Raw genomic sequence first — 20,701 nt, forward strand, 5'->3', positions numbered from 1 at the left:
TTAGGAGGCATGATGAGCTGGAATAATAGTTTGAAAAAGGTTCCTTATGGTGGAGATTATAATCCGGAGCAGTGGCCGGAAGAAGTATGGGAAGAGGATATGAGACTCTTTAAGAAAGCGGGTATAGATACCGTTACTCTTAACGTCTTTTCCTGGGCATCCCTTCAGCCTTCTGAGGACGAATATGATTTTGACAAGCTTGAAAAAATCGTGAAGCTTGTAACAGACAATGATATGAATATAATCATGGCAACATCGACTGCAGCGCATCCTGCATGGATGGCAAAAAGATATCCCGATGTTTTGAGAACCGACTACGAAGGCAGAAAAAGAAAGTTTGGCGGAAGACACAATTCATGCCCGAACAGCCCTACTTACAGAAAATATTCGGCAAGACTCGCGTCCAGACTTGCAGATAAATTTAAAAACCAAAAGAACATAATCGCATGGCATATATCAAATGAATATGGCGGAGAGTGCCACTGCGAGAGGTGCGAAGAAGCCTTCAGAAAATGGGTGCAGGAAAAATACAAGACAATTTACAACGTAAATAAAGCCTGGAACACATCCTTCTGGGGACACACCTTCTACGATTTTGATGAAATAGTAACTCCGAATGCCCTCTCGGAGGAATTTATGATGGGTTACAGACCACACACTGACTTCCAGGGAATATCACTCGATTACAGAAGATTCATGTCTGATTCCATACTTGAGTGCTATTGCATTGAAAGAGACGAGGTTAAAAAAGTAATTCCGGATGCATACGTTACGACAAACCTCATGGAGTTCTACAAGCCTCTTGATTATGCAAAGTGGGCCAAGGAAATGGACTTTGTTTCCTGGGACAGCTATCCGCAGCCTGACTACACACCTCAGAAAACAGCCATGGGCCATGACCTTATGAGAGGCATAGGAGACGGAAAACCATTTGCACTGATGGAGCAGACACCGAGTGTTACCAACTGGCAACCCTATAATGCTCTTAAGAGGCCCGGAGTTATGAGGCTTCTTAGTTATCAGGCGATGGCTCATGGAGCAGATACGGTTTTGTTTTTCCAGATGAGAAGAAGCATAGGAGCATGTGAAAAATATCACGGCGCTGTCATAGATCATGTGGGAACAAGTGAGACCAGAGTATTCAGGGAGGTTTCAGAGCTTGGAAGAGAGCTTAAGGAGCTCGGGAAAAAGACAATAGGCATGACTACAAAATCCGATGTTGCTGTCATGTTTGACTGGGATAACTGGTGGTCAGTTGAATATTCAGCAGGCCCAAGCAACGATCTGTATTACAGGGATCAGATCACCAAATATTATGAAGCTATAAGGAAGATGAATATCAATGTTGATATCATATCTCAGGATAGCGATCTTTCGAAGTACAAGGTTGTAATAGCACCGGTGCTCTATATGATAAAGAGTGACCTTGATCAGAGGATCAGATCATTTGTTGAAAACGGCGGAAGCTTTGTGACAACATTTTTCAGCGGATACGTGCAGGAAAACGACCTTGTAATAACAGGAGGATATCCGGGAAAGCTTCGCGATATTCTCGGCATATGGGTTGAAGAAACGGATGCTTATCCGGAAGGAAAAAACAATTCATTTAGCTATCATGGCAGGAGATATCCTGCAAAAACTCTCTGTGACCTCATCCACCTTGAGGGTGCAAAGATGCTGGATGATTACGGATATCTTGAAGACTTCTATCAGGGTATGCCTGTTGTTACATCCAAAAAGCTTGGCGGCGGAAGAGCATATTATGTTGCAACAGAATCCGATATGGATTTTTACAGCGCCTTTTTATCAGATGTATTATCCAAGGCAGGTGTCCACAAGGTGATGTATACATCGGGCGATGTTGAAGTAACTAGCAGAGAAGATGAAGACAGAAAAATGTTATATATCCTTAATCATGGAGATGGCGAGGGTATATATGAACTTCCGGAGGACGGAGTTGAGCTCATAAGCGGAATAGAACTTGCATCAGGTATGCACAGGATTGCAGCAAAAGATGTACATGTTATAGAAATAAAGAAATGAGAGGGAATCAAATGGAAGGAAGTATTCAGACACTGAAACTTAGAGCTGAGGAAATACTTGAACAGCTTACACTTGATGAAAAAATAGGAATGATCCACGGCAATGAACTCTTTAGGACGAAAGGTGTGGAGAGACTTGGAATACCGCCTCTTACTATGTCTGATGGACCCTGCGGAGTAAGAGCTGATTTCAAAGAAAGAGAATGGATTCCTGTCGGAAATACGGATGATTATGTTACTTATCTTCCCTGTAACAGTGCGATCGCATCTACCTGGGACAGGAATCTTGCAGGCAGGGCAGGCTCCATACTTGGCGAAGAAGCAAGAGGACGCGGAAAAGATGTTATTCTTGCACCGGGCATGAACCTGAAAAGAACTCCTCTGTGCGGAAGAAACTTTGAGTATTTCAGCGAAGATCCATTCCTTACATCACAGCTGGCAACAGAGCATGTAAAGGGTGTTCAGAGCTGGGACGTAGCAGCATGCCTTAAACACTTTGCTCTTAATCATCAGGAGACAGCAAGGCTTGAAGTTGATGAAGAAATAGATGAAGAAGTTCTAAGAGATTTGTACCTTCAGGTGTTTAAGGATGTAATAGATGATGCCAATCCTTACAGTATCATGAGTGCTTACAACAAAATCTATGGAGAGTACTGCAGCCAGAGTAAGTTCCTGCTTGGTGATATCTTAAGAGGTGAGTGGGGCTATGATGGCTTTGTAGTATCAGACTGGGGTGCTGTACATGATACAGTAAAGGCAGCAGAAGCAGATATAGACTGTGAGATGTCAGTAACTTATGATTTTGATGATTACAAATTTGCCAATCCGCTCAAGGAAAAAGTATTAAGCGGCGAAGTGGATGAAGCACTTATAGATAAAAAAGTTCTCCATATTCTGATCCTTATGCTCAGACTGAATATGATCGGTGAAGACAGATTAGAGAGAAAAGATGCTTCCTATAACACAATGGCTGCAAGGCAGAACTGCCTTGAAATAGCAAGAGGCAGTGTTGTCTTATTGAAGAATGATGGAATCCTTCCTTTGATAAGACCTGTGATCAAGGAAAAGAAGATCCTTGTTATAGGCGAAAATGCAAACCGCATTCATTCAAACGGAGGCGGAAGTGCTGAGATCAAAGCGCTTTATGAGATATCTCCTCTTATGGGACTTAAGTCAAGGATCGGAGGAAGTACTAAGATAGATTATCTTCCGGGATATTGCAGCAAGATAGACGCTGACATGACCCCCGAAGGAACAAACTGGCAGGCGATAAGTCTTGAAAACAGCGGCGGCAAATCTGCCGGTGAAGAAAAGGCAAAGAAGGAACTTTCGGAATACAGAAAAAAGATAAGAGAAGAAGCTCTGTCTAAGTGCATGGATTACGACTATGTTATTTTTGTGGGTGGTCTTAATCATGAGATTGACACAGAAGGCTTGGACAGAAAAGATATCAGCCTTCCCTATGAGCAGGACGAGCTTATAGAAGCACTTCTTGAAAAAAGACCTGATACTATTGTCTGCATGATAGGCGGCGGAGCAGTAGATATGACAAAATGGCTTTCAAACTGCAAGGCTCTTATCTATATGTATTATAATGGCATGGAAGGCGGTAATGCCCTTGCAGAGGTTATCATTGGAGATATAGCTCCTTCCGGACACCTTGCAGAGACATTCTACTGTTCCGCCAAAGATTCATCGGGTGTTTCACTTGGTGACTGCGGTGATGAGAAGCTTGTCCATTATAGAGAGGGATTCGATATTGGTTACAGATATACCTGTAAGCACAACATCCCTGTACAGTTTCCTTTTGGCTACGGTCTTACATATTCCGAGTTTGAATTGTCAGATCTTCAGCTTAAACTAAACGGCAGAATACTGAAAGGAAAGCTTGAAAATAAGGGCGAAGTCGATGCAACACAGGTTGTTCAGATATACAGACTTGCGGATGAAACAAAAGATTATATCTCTCTTGTAGGTTTTGAGAAGATTTATTTGCGTGCAGGTGGTATTATGGACTTTGAAATTCCTGTAAAGGATAAGTCAGGAATGGGTAAATATGCTGTGGGATTTGATGTTTTGCATCTTCAGGAAGTGTGACATTTAAAGGGGGTCATATGTACAACATAAAGTGTGATGTACATACGCATTTGCTTAGTCTTTTTGGGGAAGTATCTTTGGATGAAATAGCTAAGGCAGCAGATATGGCTGGCATTGAGCTTATTGCAGATACAAAAGGCTTTAGCTCTCTGGTTGTTTCATCAGATGAAGACATGAGGGTTCATGGTCTTTTTAAAGAAAAAGATGATGTGAAAATAGCAGAAAGCAAAGTAAATATCCTTCAGGGCTGCGATGTTAATATCGCAAGCCCTGAGGGTTATCTTTTTGGTATAGGCCTTCCTGTTTGCAAAGAAAAAAGAGAAGATGCTTTCAATAATTTAAGAGACATTGTAAAAGCAGCGAACATGCCGGATTTTCTGGTTGCTCAAGCATCGAAAAGACTTGGCTTATATGGTATAAACAGTATGGATGCAACCAAAATGTTTATAAAAGTTGCAGAAGATCCAAGGATTTTGATGCTAAGTTATCTGGGAAGATGTAATATAAACTTTGAAGTTAATGAACTTTTGAATAGACTTCGTGAACTTGGCAAGCCTATTGCGATCAGTGAAAAGAGCCTGACCATAAGTGATGATATAACAAACAGAGTCAGGAAAATAATGGAAAAGTGTGCTCAGCTGTCAGTCATGGTCTGCATTTGCAGTGAAGCACAGAGTATAGATGGAATAGGAAATTTTGAAGAAGTTAAGAAGCTTCTTCTGGAAATAGATTTTCCGGGAGACCTTATAATGAACAGGGATGCAGAAACATTTCTTGCAAAATATAAGGCTGCCGGTTTTTAAAAAACATATTCTAATGGTGGAGAATACAGGGAAATGAAAATAGTTTTGGATCATATCACAAAAAAATTCCCAAACATAAATAAAAAGGAAAAATCCGAAGTCACTGCTGTAGATGACTTTTCCTACGAGATACCGGATGGCAAGCTTGTTGCGCTTCTTGGCCCTTCAGGCTGTGGTAAGAGCACGATCCTGAACCTCATAAGCGGACTTGAAAAGCCTACGCAGGGAAAAGTGTTTTTTGGAGATGATGATGTAACAGGACTTCCTGCAGAAAACAGAGGAGTTGGTCTTGTTTTTCAGAACTATGCACTCTACCCTCATCTTACGGTAAGAGAAAATATAAGATTTCCTCTTGAAAACCTTAAGGGAGACAAAAAGCTTTCCAAAGAAGAGATGGAAGAGAAGGTCCAAAGAGTGGCAAAGCTTGTGCAGATCGAAGCGCTTCTCGATAGGAGACCTTCGGAAATGTCCGGCGGACAGCAGCAGAGAGTGGCAATTGCCAGAGCTCTTGTGAAAAAACCAAAGGTTCTCCTGCTTGATGAGCCTTTGTCCAATCTTGATGCAAGGCTGAGACTTCAGACAAGGGAAGAGCTTAGAAGAATTCAGCTTGAAACAGGCATTACAACTATTTTTGTAACGCATGATCAGGAAGAAGCCATGAGTATTTCTGACTATATCGTGGTTATGAAAGAGGGAAGACTTATGCAAAAAGGAGTTCCCCAGAAGGTTTATGACAGCCCGGATAATCTCTTTGTTGCAAAGTTTTTGGGAACGCCCCAGATCAATGTGTTTAGCGGAGAGATAAAAGACAATGCCCTTTTCATTGGAAAAGATAAGATAAGGGATGGAATAAACTCTATAGACAAAAAAGTCTATGTAGGAGTAAGACCGGAAGGCTTTGAGCCCTCTAAGGATGGTGTCCTTAGGTGTGAATTCCAAAAGCTTGAGGTTATGGGACGAGATGCAAGCATCTTAAGTCATAATGACAACTTCGACGGAACAGTGATAAGGTCTATCATTCCTTCAGATACAGAGGTAAAGACTACAGGAGGGGAGATTGTATTTAATCTTAAGCCGTGGAAAACTTTTGTATTTGATAGCGTAAGCGAAGAGAGAATTCTTATAGATTAACACTTTTAGAGGACTTTACTGATGGGGAATGATCGTAAACAGAGCATAACTGCATGGCTTTGCCTTCTGCCGGCAATTATATTTTTGGGTGTATTTTTAGTATACCCCATGATAGATGTACTAATCTATTCTTTTGAAGAAGGCTATAATTTTGCATCGCGGAGCTTTCTGGGGATAGGAAGCTACAACTATTCTTATGTGCTTCATGATCCTTACTTTATCAAGGCTCTGAAGAATACATTCATTATCGTAATAATTACAGTTCCCATGTCGACGGGAATTGCACTTATTATATCCATAGCACTTAGCCATATAACAAGGCTTAAGGAACTTTTTCAGACGATATACTTTTTGCCCTACGTCACTAATACGCTGGCGGTGGGACTTGTATTTATGATACTTTTCAGAAAGACAGCATATACTGATGGTATGGTAAATATTCTTATAAATGCTTTTGGCGCAAGATCCATAGATTTTATTGAGGGACCTTATTGGGCCAAAATGTTTGTCATGTGCTTTTACACGATATGGGTCGTTCTTCCGTTTAAGATCCTTATCCTGACAAGCTCTATAGCATCTGTTGATCCTATTTATTACAGAGCTGCAAAGGTTGACGGAACTTCAAAGCTCAGGATGTTTTATAAGATAACGCTTCCCATGATATCACCTATGATCTTTTATCTGATAATTACAGGTTTTATCGGTGCATTCAAAGCATACAGCGATGAGGTTGCTCTGTTTGGAACGGATTTAAATGCAGCGGGTATGAATACCATCGTAGGTTATATTTACGATATGCTCTATGGAAACAGCGGCGGCTATCCTTCGTATGCATCGGCAGCAGCTATAATACTGTTTTCAATTGTGTTTACGATAACGGTGATAAATCTGATAGTCAGCAAAAAGACCGTATACTATAGCTAAGTAAAAAGGATATGAAAATGACAGGCAACACTGATTTTGAAAAAATTGAAAGAGAATACAATGCTAAAGAAATAGCGGGAAACATATTAAGATATGTGTTTCTTATATTCTGGGCGCTTATAGTCCTGTTCCCGTTTTATTTCATGATACTGACATCGTTTAAGAGCTATAGCTCTTACAACGGGGAATATGTTCCCAGACTTATAGTGACATCTCCTACGCTTCAGAATTATGTGGATGCATTTACTCAGGTAAGTCTCCTTAGGTATCTTTTAAACACACTTGTTTTTACAGTCCTTACAACTGCGATCATGCTTATGATCGTTATATTATCCGCATTTGCTTTTTCAAGGCTATCCTTCAAAGGTAAAAATCTGTTATTTGCCCTTTTTTTATCACTTATGATGATACCAAATGAGCTGGTGATAATTACTAATTATGTGACGATCACTAACCTGAAACTCAGAAACTCAATGCCGGGTCTTATTTTTCCTTCGGTAATCTCGGTATTTTATATCTATCTTCTTAAAGAAAATTTTGAACAGATTCCGGACGAACTGTACAAAGCAGCTAAGGTGGACGGAACATCAGATATTAGGTATTTAAGAAAAGTAATGATACCTATCGCAAGACCTACGATCATTACTATTACAATTCTTAAGGTTATAGAGTGCTGGAATTCTTATGTGTGGCCGAGACTTATCACCGATGATCCTAAGTTTTTCCTTGTATCAAACGGAATACAGGAACTTAGGGAGAATGGTTTTGGAAGAGAAAATATCCCCGCTATGATGGCGGCAGTCGTTGTTATATCAGTTCCGCTTATGGTTCTTTTCCTTGTTTTCAGGAAAAAGATAATGGAGGGAGTAGCAAGAGGAGGCACAAAGGGATGAAATTGAATTTTGCAAAAAAGATCATGCCTTTAATATGTGCGTTTGTATTTGGATTATCGCTTACAGGATGTCATGGAAAGCCTTCATCTTCGGGCTTTGAAATACCGGAAAGTCTTGATAGTAGTGCAGAATATGAACTGACTTTTTGGGCTAAAAATGATACCAATAAGGCGCAGACTAAGATATATGAGAAGGCAATTTCAGATTTCGAAAAGCTCTATCCGAATGTACACATTAAGCTTAGGCTTTATACGGACTATGGGAAAATATATAACGATGTAATTACCAATATATCGACGAATACAACTCCTAATATATGTATTACTTATCCCGACCATATTGCGACATATCTTACGGGAAGAGATACTGTTGTGCCACTTGACGATCTTTTTGCGGATGAAAAGTACGGTCTTGGAGGATCTGAACTTAAGTATGACGGTCCTAAAATTGATGAGATAGTGCCTGAATTTTTATCAGAATGTAAGATAGGTGATACTTATTATGCACTTCCATATATGAGATCGACTGAGTGTCTGTATGTGAACAGGGATTATGTAGAAAAACTTGGCTATAAGCTTCCTGATGTGATTACCTGGGATTTTATATGGGAGGTCTCTGAAAAGGCACTTGAAAAAAACAGCGACGGAACATTTAAGCTTAATGGACAGAATGTACTTATTCCTTTCATTTACAAGTCAACGGACAATATGATGATCCAGATGCTCAGGCAGCAAAACGCGGATTATTCCGATAGAATGGGAAATATACTTCTGTTTAATGATGTGACAAAGGCTGATCTTTTAAACATTGCGCAGCATGTAAGAAGCGGGGCCTTTTCCACATTTAAAATATCGGGATACCCGGCCAATTTTTTGAATGCAGGACAGTGCATATTTGCAGTGGATTCTTCCGCGGGTGCAACCTGGATGGGATCAAAAGCTCCATTATCGGATATTGCAGAGGATAAGATACTAGACTTTGAAACGGAAGTTTATCCTGTTCCGCAGTTTACGCAGAATCCCGGAGATAAGGGCTATACGATGATCTCTCAGGGGCCTTCTCTTTGTATTTTCAATAAGGAAGACAAACAGGAGGTGCTGTATTCCTTTATATTTATGCAGTATCTTCTGACAAACGAGGTACAGATTGCATATGCAGAAACCGAAGGATATGTTCCGGTAACAACAAAGGCACAGGACTGCGTTGACTATCAGGATTACCTCTCAAGACAGGGAGAAGATAACAGTAAATACTATGATGTAAAGCTTAAGGCAACTAAACTTCTATTGGAAAATCAGCAGTATACCTTTGTCACAGATGTATTTAACGGATCTGCTTCACTTAGGGACGCAGCAGGTGGACTTATAGAGAATGTGACTAAGTCAGAGAGACGCCATAAAGAAGTAGATGAAGCCTATATTGATGATCTGTATGGCGAGATGACGAGTTTATATCATCTTGACCAGACCTCGGCAACAGGAGGTACCAAGGCAGACCTTGGAGAACTTCCAATGGAATCAAGGCTTTTGATAAGAGGGCTTATTCTAATATGGCTGTGCATCATTTTATATTTCGCGAAGGGGTATCTCGGTAACATTGGTGATCGCTTTAAAAACGTTAAAAAAATATCAAAATAAGCCATTTATATATTTGCATATGTATAAACTGTGATATAATACCTTTCGATACAAATTCATTTTTTCGCTGAGTGCGAAAGGGAGGAAAATTATGAAAAAGAATATCGTAGCAATGATGCTTACATTGTGTTTTGCAGTAAGCGCAGTTGCATGCTCATCCAAGGCTGATGAGGCACCTGAAGAAACAGCTGTAGTAACAGAAGAGACTACAGAAGAAGCTCCTGCTGAGGAAACAGAAGAAGCTACAGAGGAAACTTCAGAAGAGGCTACAGAGGAGACTACAGAGGAAACTTCAGAAGAGGCTACAGAGGAGACAACAGAAGAAGCTGCAGAAGAGACTGAGGCAGCAGGCGAAGTAATGACTCACGATGATTTTGTAGCAGCTGAGGTTGACACAGAAGTTACTGTTGAAACTTATGTACAGGCTAAACAGGGCTGGTGGGAAGACAACGGTGTAGGTCAGGCTACAATCTATACACAGGCTGAGGACGGTGCATACTTCCTTTACAACATGCCTTGCACAGAGGAAGAATACAATCAGCTTACTGAAGGAACCAAGATAAGAGTAACAGGTTACAAGTCAGAGTGGGAAGGCGAAGTAGAGATTACTGATGCCAAGTTTGAGATTCTTGATGGTAACTTTGTAGCTGAAGCAAAAGATGTAACAGCAGAACTTGCTGCAGATACACTTATCGATAGCCAGAACGAGTTCGTTTCCTTCAAGGATATGACAGTAGAACCCAGCACAGATGCTGATGGAAATGAAGTTGCTTTCCTTTACAACTATGATGGCTCAGGCGAGCAGGGCAGCGACCTTTACTTTAACGTTTCTGCAGATGGCAACACATATACATTTACAGTAGAATCTTATCTCTGCGATAAGGATTCAGACGTTTACAAGGCTGTTGAAGGCCTTAACGTTGGCGATGTAGTAGATATGGAAGGCTTCCTTTACTGGTATCAGGGAGTTAACCCTCATATCACATCTGTTACAGTTAAGTAATTACAATTCCCTTATACCGGGAGGCTATAACCTTTCGGTATAAGGGAATTTTTAATTGAGAAAAAAATGTTGGGCTTTGCCCTTTAATCTATTATAATTAAATCAATACCGCAAACGATTCAGAGCCTCCAAGGCAATGAGGTACACTATGAAAAAAATCATGATCGTAGATGATGAAGAGATTTTTCAGTTTCTGGCAAAGAGCATGCTGGAAGGCACGTATGACGTGCTGTGTGTATCATCCGGCCTTGAGGCTCTTTCTGTTTTTGATAAGGAAAAACCGGATCTGGTTCTGGCAGATCTATTAATGCCGCAGATGTCAGGACTTGAGCTTCAGGAAAAGCTCAAGGAAAAATATGATGGCAGGGTGCCCGTTGTATTCATGACTTCAGATGACAGAGAGGAAACAGAGATAAACTCTCTAAATGGCGGTGCCATGGATTTTATCAGAAAGCCCTTTCAGAAGGATATTCTTCTTAGAAGAGTTGGAAACATCCTTACAAATATCGAAAAGATGGAGGATCTTAAGGAAGAAGCCAGAACAGACCTCCTTACCGGACTTTTAAATAAATCCTATTCGGAGAAGGAAATATCAAGCTGCTGCAAAAAGGATCGGGGTGCTCTTATGATATTTGACCTCGATTCATTTAAGCTCGTCAATGATCTTGCGGGGCATGATAAAGGTGACGAGATCATCGTTGCTTTTGCAAATATTTTGAAATCGGTTGTAAGAAGTACAGATATTGCCGGAAGAGTAGGCGGTGATGAGTTTGTAGCTTTTTGTACCAACGTAACTTCAAGGATCATAGTCGAAGCTAAGATAGGTCAGATAACTTCCATGTTTAACAGCGCGATCAGGGAAATTCTTGGAGAGGACAATACAATTCCTCTTGGAGTATCTACCGGGGTGGTCTATGTCCCTTTGGAGGGGACGGACTATAACGACCTGTTTAAAAAGGCAGATAAGGCTCTGTACAATGTAAAGCAGAACAATAAACACGGCTTTGCAATCTATAATGAAGAAGCATCGGAAAATATAATAAATCAGGAAGCAGACCTAAAAAAGACAAGAGTTATCCTGGATGAGAGAAATGAGCCAAGAGGAGCGCTGGAACTTGGAAAAGACGGCTTTAGGGATGTGTACAGATTTTTAAAGCGTTCGGTGAAGAACTATCATTCTGTAGTTCAATATGGAATATTTACAATAGAGATTATTACTGAAGAGAATGAGGACAGTAATCTGGATGAGATCATGAATGCTTTCGGAGTCACATTGTGCCATTCACTTAGATGCAGCGATGTGTATTCCAGGAGCGGAGCAAATCAGTATTGGGTTCTAATGCCGGAGTCAAACACTGAGGATTGCATAGCTGTAGCTGTAAGGCGCGTAATAGATAACTGGAAAGAAACCGGAAAAGCCAAGGGCGTTCACGTAAGCTACGAGATAGAAGATATCTGATTTATCAAAACTTCCCATATCCCGAGAGGTCATGGCGCCTTGGAGCGGGTGCATGATCTTTCGGGATATGGGAAGTAACATTAATTAAAAATAATCATTTAATTTTGAGTTGATCTGTGAGATAATATATCCATAATGTTGTATGTTTTTTAGGGGAGGCCACAATATATTGTGGAAAAAGTGGGGAGTATGGACTACGATTATCTTTCTTCAATTGTTTCTAACTATACTAATTTGCCTTCACTCACGAACAGGACATGGGGAGTCCTTAATACGTTCGGAACTCAGAATGCAGAGAATACACTGAATTCTCTTGATTCACTAAGCTCGCTTAATTCGCAGAGGGCATATTCATCTATTCAGGATGCTGTAACACTTCTTAAGCAGAATTCTTCATTTTCTTCGATACTTGAGAGTGCGGTAAAGGCAGCGGGAATAGACGAGGATACAGCAGATAATCTTATGAATATCGCTTCGGTAAATACAGATAATGCTTTTGAGAGTGAAGCCAGAAGTGATCTGATCATGCAGAACTATTTATATGCAGCCCTGATTGAGGAGAGCCTGAAAAATCAGGTGAGTAAAAATGCTGATTTTACATCAGGACTTTTGCAGGGACTTGCGCTTGGCGATAACACGAGCTCACAGAATGCGGCTGCGGCAATGCAGAAAATAGCTATTGCAGATACACTTAGCGCACAACCAAATATTGAAGCTTTTGTATAGCTTTAGGTACACGATAGAAATTGCATCCCATATCAAGAGATGCAATTTTTTTCATGTCTTCAGGATCCAGGGAGAAATTACCAAGGTGGAAGTTTCTCTGGATATGATAAGGGTTTGATGATCTTGGTATGATTATGTTGCCCACCTGAATATGCCACTTAAGGATGACCTGGCAGATTGTAGTGTGATGTTTGGTAGCTATATCCATTAGAATGGTATTGTTTATAAGGAAAGAAGTTCCGTGTCCCAAAGGATACCATGCTTCAAGTCTGATATTTTCCATTATGAGTTTTTTTCTGAGACGATGCTGCTGGAAAAAAGGATGACATTCAACCTGATCGACTACAGGAGCGATGTTAGCCATTGAACACAGTTCGTCTATCTGATCATCAAAATAAAAATTGCAGACACCAATTGATCTTACAAGGTGCATATCTACAGCTTTTTCCATCATTTTCCATGCATTTTTCCAGCCTTCGATCAGCGGAGATTGAAGCAGGAGAAGATCCAGCTGATCAATACGAAGTCGATTCAGGGTCTTTTCTATAGATTTAAGGGCAAGCGATTTATGATAACTGGTAGGGATGACCTTGGAAGTTATAAAGATATCTTCCCTTGGAATATCGGTTTCCGAAAGAGCAAGCCCTATAGCATTTTCGTTGTGATATAAAGGCGCAGAATCAATGAGCCTGTATCCTTCTTTTAAAGAATACAACACAACCTGTTCACATATATCCGGGTCATTAAGACCTTTTGTTCCTATACCAAGCATTGGCATTTCAATATTGTTATTAAGTAGTATGGTATCCATATCTCACCCTCATGCTTTCCATATTTTTAGGATAAGAGATTATGCCTGTATATTCAATAAATCGAAAAAGTATTTTATAAAAAATTAACGAAAATACATATCTGAAATATTGTAATAAGGAAAACTAATCTGATACTATGAAGGTGCATGGTGCATCGGAGGTATAGTGGATGATCATCAAAAAAGATTCTTCAAAAATCATAAAAACTATCATGAGCACAGTTATTTTATGCATTCTGGCCGTTTTATTATTTATCACTCATGTTTTTAAGGATAATCTGGTAATAGATATTTACAGTTCAAAAGTTGACCTTACTATTCTCATAGCTATAGGCATAGCTGCATTTTATGGCTATTTTATTTCTCTGAATATTTATCTTGTTATTTTTTTGTGCGCTGCTATAAGGAATCCGGAATCAGCATTTATGCTTGCTCCTACCATGATAATAATGTTTATGTACTCTATGTTTTCGCAGTACAGATGGTTCAGATTAAAGATAAGAACAATAATGGCATTTGTTTTGTCATTTATGGTTGAAATATCATTAAATGTTCTTTTTAGAGAATATATCATGGAGTATGATTTTCATATGAAAAAAAGCGAAGTGATCATGACTCATATCATGGATCCGCTCATTGCTAATCTATTCAGCTGCTTTTTCTTATATATATTCTTTAAATATTTTCCGGATGCAGTAAAAGAGATATTTCCGCTTGGTACAATGTATACACGTAGATATGTACAGAATCTGCTTTTCCAGACAAGAATAAGGAAAACAAGACTAAGTGTTAAGATAACCTCCTATATCATTATTGAAGCGCTTGTTCTGAGCATATGCTCTACTGTTTTTGTAGGTGCTCTTTTTCCGGATCTTAGATATATGATGAATGCGGGGCTGGACGCTGCTAAGAAGATAGATAGCGGAATGGGATTTAGATATAACAATTATGGTCTGGCTTTTGTTATAAAAATGCTGTTTATGGAACTGTCCATAGCGTTACCTGTTGCAGCAAACTTAAATTATGCTACGAAAACCAGGATAGGTGCGCCGATAGGCCAATTATCCGAGTATATGATGGGGTTTACGGATACAACGGATGAAAACAGAAACGAGTATCTTCAAGGGATAAGAGAAAATCCAATAAATACGCATGATGAGATCACAGATTTATATTATTCCCTTGTAATAACATTGAATGAAGTGACAGGCTATATCGAAAGAATGAAGGAAGAGCAGAGACTTAAAGAGGATCTTAGGGTTGCACAAAAGGCAAGCGAAGCCAAATCTGCGTTTCTTTCGAATATGTCTCACGAAATAAGGACTCCTATAAATGCCGTTCTTGGCATGAATGAGATGATCCTTAGAGAGAGTAATGAGAAGCAGACACTTGAGTATGCAAGTACGATTGAAAGCGCCGGAAATACGCTTTTGTCCCTTGTAAATGATATCCTTGATTTTTCAAAGATAGAGGCAGGAAAAATGGAGATCCTGCCTGTTCAGTATAACCTTAGCTCTACGATAAACGATCTGGTAAATATGATAGCTCAGAGAGCTCAAAGCAAAGGCCTTGAGCTTAAGATTGAAGTGGATAAGGAGCTGCCAGATCTATTGTTTGGTGATGAAATAAGACTTAAGCAGTGCGTCACCAATATTCTTACAAACGCAGTAAAATACACGCAGGAAGGATTTGTTTTATTAGAGGTAACAGGACAAAAAAAGGACGATGCCCATGAGATAATAACATTCAGGGTTGTTGATACAGGAATTGGGATTAAGGAAGAGGATATAGCCAAACTTTATTCGCCCTTTGAAAGAATTGAAGAAATCAGGAACAGGACTATTGAAGGAACCGGACTTGGCATGAGTATCGTAAAAAAACTTCTTGCCATGATGGACACGAGGCTTGTTGTTAAAAGCGTGTACGGAGAAGGTTCTGACTTTTCCTTTGATGTAGAGCAGGAAGTTGTCGACTGGAGTCCTATCGGTGATTTTAAAGAAAGATATAAAGCGACTATAAAGGAGAGAAAGCGCTACAAGGAGAAATTCCACGCTCCATCTGCCAAAATACTTGTTGTTGATGACACAAGCATGAATCTTACAGTAATAAAGGGGCTGCTTAAGAAAACTCTTATTCAGATAGATACAGCGGAGAGCGGAAAAGAGACGCTCAATATGGTCCAGAGTCAAAAGTATGATATGATTTTCTTAGATCACAGAATGCCTGAAATGGATGGTATTGAAACCCTTGAAGCGATGAAAAAGCTTGAAGGAAATCTCAACAAAGACACCATCTGTATAGCGCTTACAGCAAATGCAGTTTCGGGAGCAAGAGAAATGTACATAGAGGCAGGTTTTGCCGACTATCTTGCAAAGCCTATAAATGCAGGTAAGCTGGAGCAGATGCTTGCGGACAATCTTCCTAAGGAAAAGCTGATATTTGAAGGTGACGATGGATTTGAAACTTTTAAAGAGCCTCTTACTGAAAAAAAGGAAATGTCTCAGAATGAGAAGAAAATAAGAAGCCTCAAGGGAATAGACGTAGACGAAGCAATAAGTAATGCCGGTGATGTAGATACGCTAATAAGTGTGATCGAAGATTTTAAGGACAATATCCCGGCTAAACTAAAGAAGATACGCGAATATGAAGAAGCAGGGGATATCAAGAACTACACTATTCAGGTTCATGCACTTAAGAGTTCTGCAAGGATAATAGGAGCTTCTGAGCTTTCGAAACTTGCGGGGCATCTGGAAAACTGCGGAAATAATGGTGATGAGCAGGAGATAAAAGAAAAGACTCCGCTCTTATTGGAGCTTCTATCTTCTTATACAGATAACCTGTCTTATGATTCTGAAAGCTCAGCAGGTAAAGACAATAGCAGGGGTGAATCTGCGGAAGGTGCAGATAATAAGAAAACGATCACAGCTGAAGAGCTCGAAAATGCATACAGAGATATCAAAGAGCTGATGCAGATGTTTGACTATGATAACGCAAACGGAATATGTAATATGCTAAAAGAATATGATATTCCGGAAGAATACAGGGAGAAATTTGACAATCTCTGCCGGGCAATGAGTGCCGTCGACAGAGAAAAAGTGCTGGAGATCATTTAGCTTTAGAAAATGAGTTATCTGATCTACGCAGAAAAAAGGTATGAAAATGGTTTTTTCGTGTGATAAAAGCGGGGTGAAATTAAAAGACTATATAATTGCCAAAGGCATAGAAATGGACTTTCCGTGCGGCGGAGAGGGAAGATGCAAAAAATGCAGAGTCAGATTCATAAACGGAGCCCCGAAACCGACTAATGCAGATGAGCAGGCCTTTTCACAAAAAGAGCTTGATGAAGGTTTCAGACTTGCCTGTAAGGCACAGATAAATAAACCGTGTAAGGTAGAGATCATCACTTCCCAAGAATTATCGGAGGATGAGAGGACTATAAACAGCACCGGGACTATTTATGATGAGACGGCAGAAAGCGCGCATTTTAAGGGGTATGCTGTTTCGATAGACCTTGGAACAACTACAATTGCAGCAGCTCTTCTCGGCGCCGGAAATGATGGCGCATCCGGTTCATATAAGGAGATAGTAAAAAAGACGATCCTTAACGGACAGAAAAAATACGGAGCAGATGTAATAAGCAGGATCAAAGAGGCATCTGATGGAAAAGAAAAGCAGCTAAGAAGGATAGTTCTTTCTGATCTCTTTGATCTGATCGTATCACTTGTTTTGCCGCTTGATAAAAAGATAAGTGAATTGTCTTATATAGTGATAGCGGGAAATACAACAATGATGCATCTGCTTCTTGGTGATTCCTGCAAAGGACTTGGAAGTGCACCGTACTCTCCGGTAAGACTCTCATACGATGAGATGGACTTAAGAGATGTTTTTTCTGATTCTTTTATTCCGGAGCATGATGAAAAACTTTTTGAGGAGCTCTTATCTGTTCCCTGCAAACTGTTTCCCGGAATCTCGGCATTTGTGGGCGGGGACATAGTTGCAGGCATGTATGCGCTTTCATTTGACAAGATTGCTGATGATAAAAAGATCATGCTGATCGACCTGGGGACAAACGGGGAAATGGCCCTTGCGGATAAAAACGGAATAAAGGTGTGCTCAACGGCAGCAGGACCTGTTTTTGAAGGCGGGGAAATATCCTGCGGAATGGCCGGAGTAAAAGGAGCTATAGAACACGTTTATATAAATGAAGGCAGCACAGTAGAATACTCTGTCATCGGAGGAGAAGACGAGGAAGGCATTGGAATGTGCGGGAGCGGTGTGCTTGAAATTGTATCGGAACTAAGGAGAAACCGCCTTATTGATGAGACAGGTCTTTTAACTGATGAATACTTTGATGATGGGTTTGAAGTAGGCAAGATCAGATTTACGCAGAATGATATCAGACAGGTTCAGCTTGCCAAGGCTGCGATAAGAAGCGGGATAGAAGTGCTTTTAAAGGAAATGGGAATCAGTGCCAAAGATGTGGACAAAGTCTACCTCGCAGGAGGTTTTAGTATGCATATATCCCCTGAAAAGCTGAGTTTTCTAAGCATCTTTCCCAAGGAGTTTTTAAGGGATGGCGTGATCGAATGTGTGGGTAATTCCTCTCTTTTGGGATGCGAAAAGTACATGATGGCAAAAGCTTTAAGAGAAATCCCGGATGAAAGAATAAAAAATATTACAGGGAAATCCTGTGAGATAGAGCTTGCGTCCGCAGATCAGTTTAATGATTTTTACATCGAAGCCATGAATTTTGATATCTGAGTTTATAAATTTTTAATTTTTTTATCATCTGATTTAGGGTGTGCACAATTGATTTATGCTTTTGTTATATATATAATAGAACGATAATGTTTGTATAAGGGCTATAAGTTTAAAATAAATATAAGGAAGTAAGAATTATGGATAATAATGGTGTAAATAATTCCGGAAACGGTGGAGATAACAATCCTAAAAGACAAAATATTTTGCTTCTTGTCATTTCTGCTCTCGTCATAATCCTTTTTATGACTTACTTTATGAAAGCGATGACCTCTAATTCAAACAAGGAGGTCACCTATTCAGAGTTTATCAAGATGCTCGAAGAAGAGAAGGTTGAGAGCGTAGTGATAGAGGATGACAGGATCCATATCATTCCGAAAGTAAGTGCCGATGAAATTAATTACAATATCTTTTCAGGCGCTGCTACTGTGATTACTTATTACACAGGAAAGGCTGAAGATAATACTACTCTTACGGACAGGCTTTTAAAAGCAGGAGTTCCGGTAAGCAGTGAGGTTCCGGATTCATCAGGCGTTGTGATGAGTTTTGTCATCTATTATGTTCTGCCTATCATACTTATGTGGGTTATCTTATCCTTTGTCTTCAGACGTATGTCAAAGGGCGGAGGCCCCCTCAGCATCGGAAAAAACAATGCTAAAGTGTATATGCAGCGTGAGACAGGTGTCACATTTAAAGATGTGGCAGGTGAGGATGAAGCCAAGGAATCACTTGTCGAAGTTGTAGACTTTCTCCATAATCCGGGAAGATATGTCAAGATTGGTGCGAAGCTTCCCAAAGGAGCACTGCTTGTAGGACCTCCCGGAACAGGTAAGACCCTTCTTGCAAAAGCGGTAGCAGGTGAAGCTCATGTTCCGTTCTATTCACTTGCAGGTTCTGACTTTATTGAGCTCTATGTCGGCGTAGGTGCAAGCCGTGTTCGTGAGCTTTTTGCAGAGGCAAGTAAGAATGCGCCCTGCATTATTTTCATCGATGAGATAGATGCTATCGGTAGAAGCCGTGATAATAAATATGGCGGAAATGAAGAGCGTGAACAGACTCTTAACCAGCTTCTTTCTGAAATGGATGGTTTTGATTCTTCAAAGGGTGTGCTTGTACTTGGTGCTACAAACAGACCGGAGATCCTTGATAAGGCGCTTCTTCGTCCGGGACGATTCGACAGACGTATCATAGTTGATAAGCCTGATCTTAAGGGCAGAGAAGAGATACTTAAGGTTCATTCCAAAGATGTAAAGATGGATGAGACTGTAGATCTTAAGGGAATAGCTCTTGCAACAAGCGGTGCAGTTGGATCAGACCTTGCCAATATGATCAATGAAGCTGCGATCAATGCGGTCAAGGCTCACAGAGAATATGTATGCCAGCAGGATCTTATGGAAGCTGTTGAGCAGGTTCTTGTAGGTAAGGAAAAGAAGGACCGCATACTTAGTAAGGAAGAGCGCAAGATTGTTTCTTATCACGAAGTAGGACATGCTCTCATAAGCGCGATCCAGAAAAATACTGAGCCTGTTCAGAAGATCACTATTGTTCCCAGAACAATGGGAGCTCTTGGATATGTAATGCAGGTTCCCGAGGATGAAAAGTATCTTCAGACCAAGGATGAGATAATTGATGACATTATAGTTACTCTTGGCGGTCGTGCTGCTGAAGAGGTTATTTTCAATACTGTAACAACAGGTGCTGAGAATGATATTGAAAAAGCTACGTCCATGGCAAGAAGCATGATAACAATGTTTGGTATGAGTGAAAAGTTCGGGCTCATGCAGCTTGAAACCGTGCAGAACAGATATCTTGACGGAAACAGAGTTCTTAACTGCTCTCCTCAGACAGAATATCTTGTTGATGAGGAAGTTAAGAAACTGCTTGCCGACTGCTATGAAAAGGCTAAGAAGATAATCCGCGATCACATAGATACAATGGATAAGATCGCGCAGTTCCTTATTGAGAAGGAAACAATTACCGGTAAGGAATTCATGAAGATTTACCGTGAAGTGGAAAACATACCCGAGCCTACTGAGGAAGAGATCGAGGCTGCAAAGCACGGAAGGATCTATGCACTTCGTCCTGAGTCAGCTGCTGTTGGTGAAAATGTTCCTGTAAAAGAAAAGCCTAAGGCTGCAGAAACAGATACATCTTCTGGAGGAACGGATTATTCATCGGGCATAGACTGGTCTATGAATGATCAGAGAAAAGACGATCCTGTAAATGCAAATGAAAACAGCAATACAGGCTTTGAGCAGCAGATGAATGATGCCTCCGTTCAGTATGGAGAAAGCACGGATGAGGAGAAATCACAGGGCGGAAGATTTTCACATGTTCCCGATGATTTTAGCTGAAGAATTTAAATTGAAGTGATTATGGGCTGTCGCTATGCGGCAGCCTTAATGCTATAGTAAAAT

Annotated in this window: 14 protein-coding genes; 13 read left to right on the forward strand and 1 reads right to left on the reverse strand. The window is 40.3% G+C overall.

Going from position 1 to position 20,701, the window contains the following annotated elements:
* Positions 1-12: 12 nt before the first annotated feature.
* The 10 genes from T543_RS13720 (at position 13) to T543_RS13765 (ending at position 12,715) form a co-directional block, all read left to right on the forward strand.
* Entirely contained in the window at positions 13-2,043 is a 2,031-nt protein-coding gene (locus tag T543_RS13720; RefSeq protein WP_035769317.1) for a beta-galactosidase, read from the forward strand.
* A gap of 11 nt (positions 2,044-2,054) precedes the next feature.
* Complete coding sequence (locus T543_RS13725) at positions 2,055-4,139, forward strand: glycoside hydrolase family 3 protein (RefSeq protein ID WP_051638788.1); 2,085 nt, start codon at positions 2,055-2,057, stop codon at positions 4,137-4,139.
* 17 nt (positions 4,140-4,156) lie between these two features.
* Positions 4,157-4,942 carry a PHP domain-containing protein gene (locus tag T543_RS13730; protein ID WP_035769319.1) on the forward strand — a complete coding sequence of 262 codons (786 nt, stop codon included), beginning with the start codon at positions 4,157-4,159 and terminating at the stop codon, positions 4,940-4,942.
* Between the two features lie 33 nt (positions 4,943-4,975).
* A complete protein-coding gene (locus T543_RS13735) occupies positions 4,976-6,073 on the forward strand; it encodes an ABC transporter ATP-binding protein (RefSeq protein WP_035769320.1) in 1,098 nt (365 codons plus the stop codon).
* A 21-nt stretch (positions 6,074-6,094) separates the two neighbouring features.
* On the forward strand, positions 6,095-6,997 hold the full coding sequence (locus tag T543_RS13740; RefSeq protein WP_035769322.1) for a carbohydrate ABC transporter permease: 903 nt from the start codon (positions 6,095-6,097) through the stop codon (positions 6,995-6,997).
* A gap of 17 nt (positions 6,998-7,014) precedes the next feature.
* Complete coding sequence (locus T543_RS13745) at positions 7,015-7,890, forward strand: carbohydrate ABC transporter permease (RefSeq protein WP_051638789.1); 876 nt, start codon at positions 7,015-7,017, stop codon at positions 7,888-7,890.
* Positions 7,887-9,527 (forward strand): ABC transporter substrate-binding protein, encoded by a 1,641-nt coding sequence (locus T543_RS13750; protein WP_051638790.1) that lies wholly within the window; start codon positions 7,887-7,889, stop codon positions 9,525-9,527. Before T543_RS13745 ends, T543_RS13750 begins: the two co-directional genes overlap by 4 nt.
* 91 nt (positions 9,528-9,618) lie before the next feature.
* Positions 9,619-10,530: a hypothetical protein gene (locus tag T543_RS13755; RefSeq protein ID WP_035769323.1), complete on the forward strand. Its 912-nt coding sequence runs from the start codon at positions 9,619-9,621 to the stop codon at positions 10,528-10,530.
* Between the two features lie 148 nt (positions 10,531-10,678).
* Complete coding sequence (locus tag T543_RS13760; RefSeq protein ID WP_035769325.1) at positions 10,679-11,989, forward strand: GGDEF domain-containing response regulator; 1,311 nt, start codon at positions 10,679-10,681, stop codon at positions 11,987-11,989.
* A 171-nt stretch (positions 11,990-12,160) separates the two neighbouring features.
* A complete protein-coding gene (locus T543_RS13765) occupies positions 12,161-12,715 on the forward strand; it encodes a hypothetical protein (RefSeq protein WP_155843283.1) in 555 nt (184 codons plus the stop codon).
* Here T543_RS13765 and T543_RS13770 read toward each other — a convergent pair.
* Complete coding sequence (locus T543_RS13770) at positions 12,681-13,526, reverse strand: aldo/keto reductase (protein WP_035769331.1); 846 nt, start codon at positions 13,524-13,526, stop codon at positions 12,681-12,683. The two genes, T543_RS13765 and T543_RS13770, sit on opposite strands and share 35 nt — an antisense overlap.
* A 170-nt stretch (positions 13,527-13,696) precedes the next feature.
* Between T543_RS13770 and T543_RS13775 the strand changes: the two genes are divergently transcribed.
* The 3 genes from T543_RS13775 (at position 13,697) to ftsH (ending at position 20,638) form a co-directional block, all read left to right on the forward strand.
* Entirely contained in the window at positions 13,697-16,639 is a 2,943-nt protein-coding gene (locus T543_RS13775; RefSeq protein WP_035769335.1) for a response regulator, read from the forward strand.
* Positions 16,640-16,685: 46 nt separating this feature from the next.
* Positions 16,686-18,287, forward strand: a complete 1,602-nt coding sequence (locus T543_RS13780) for an ASKHA domain-containing protein (RefSeq protein WP_035769338.1) — start codon at positions 16,686-16,688, stop codon at positions 18,285-18,287.
* Positions 18,288-18,424: 137 nt separating this feature from the next.
* Positions 18,425-20,638: an ATP-dependent zinc metalloprotease FtsH gene (gene ftsH, locus T543_RS13785; RefSeq protein WP_035769340.1), complete on the forward strand. Its 2,214-nt coding sequence runs from the start codon at positions 18,425-18,427 to the stop codon at positions 20,636-20,638.
* Positions 20,639-20,701: the final 63 nt, after the last annotated feature.

This window comes from Butyrivibrio sp. NC2002 (assembly GCF_000702265.1).
GTDB lineage: Bacteria > Bacillota > Clostridia > Lachnospirales > Lachnospiraceae > Butyrivibrio.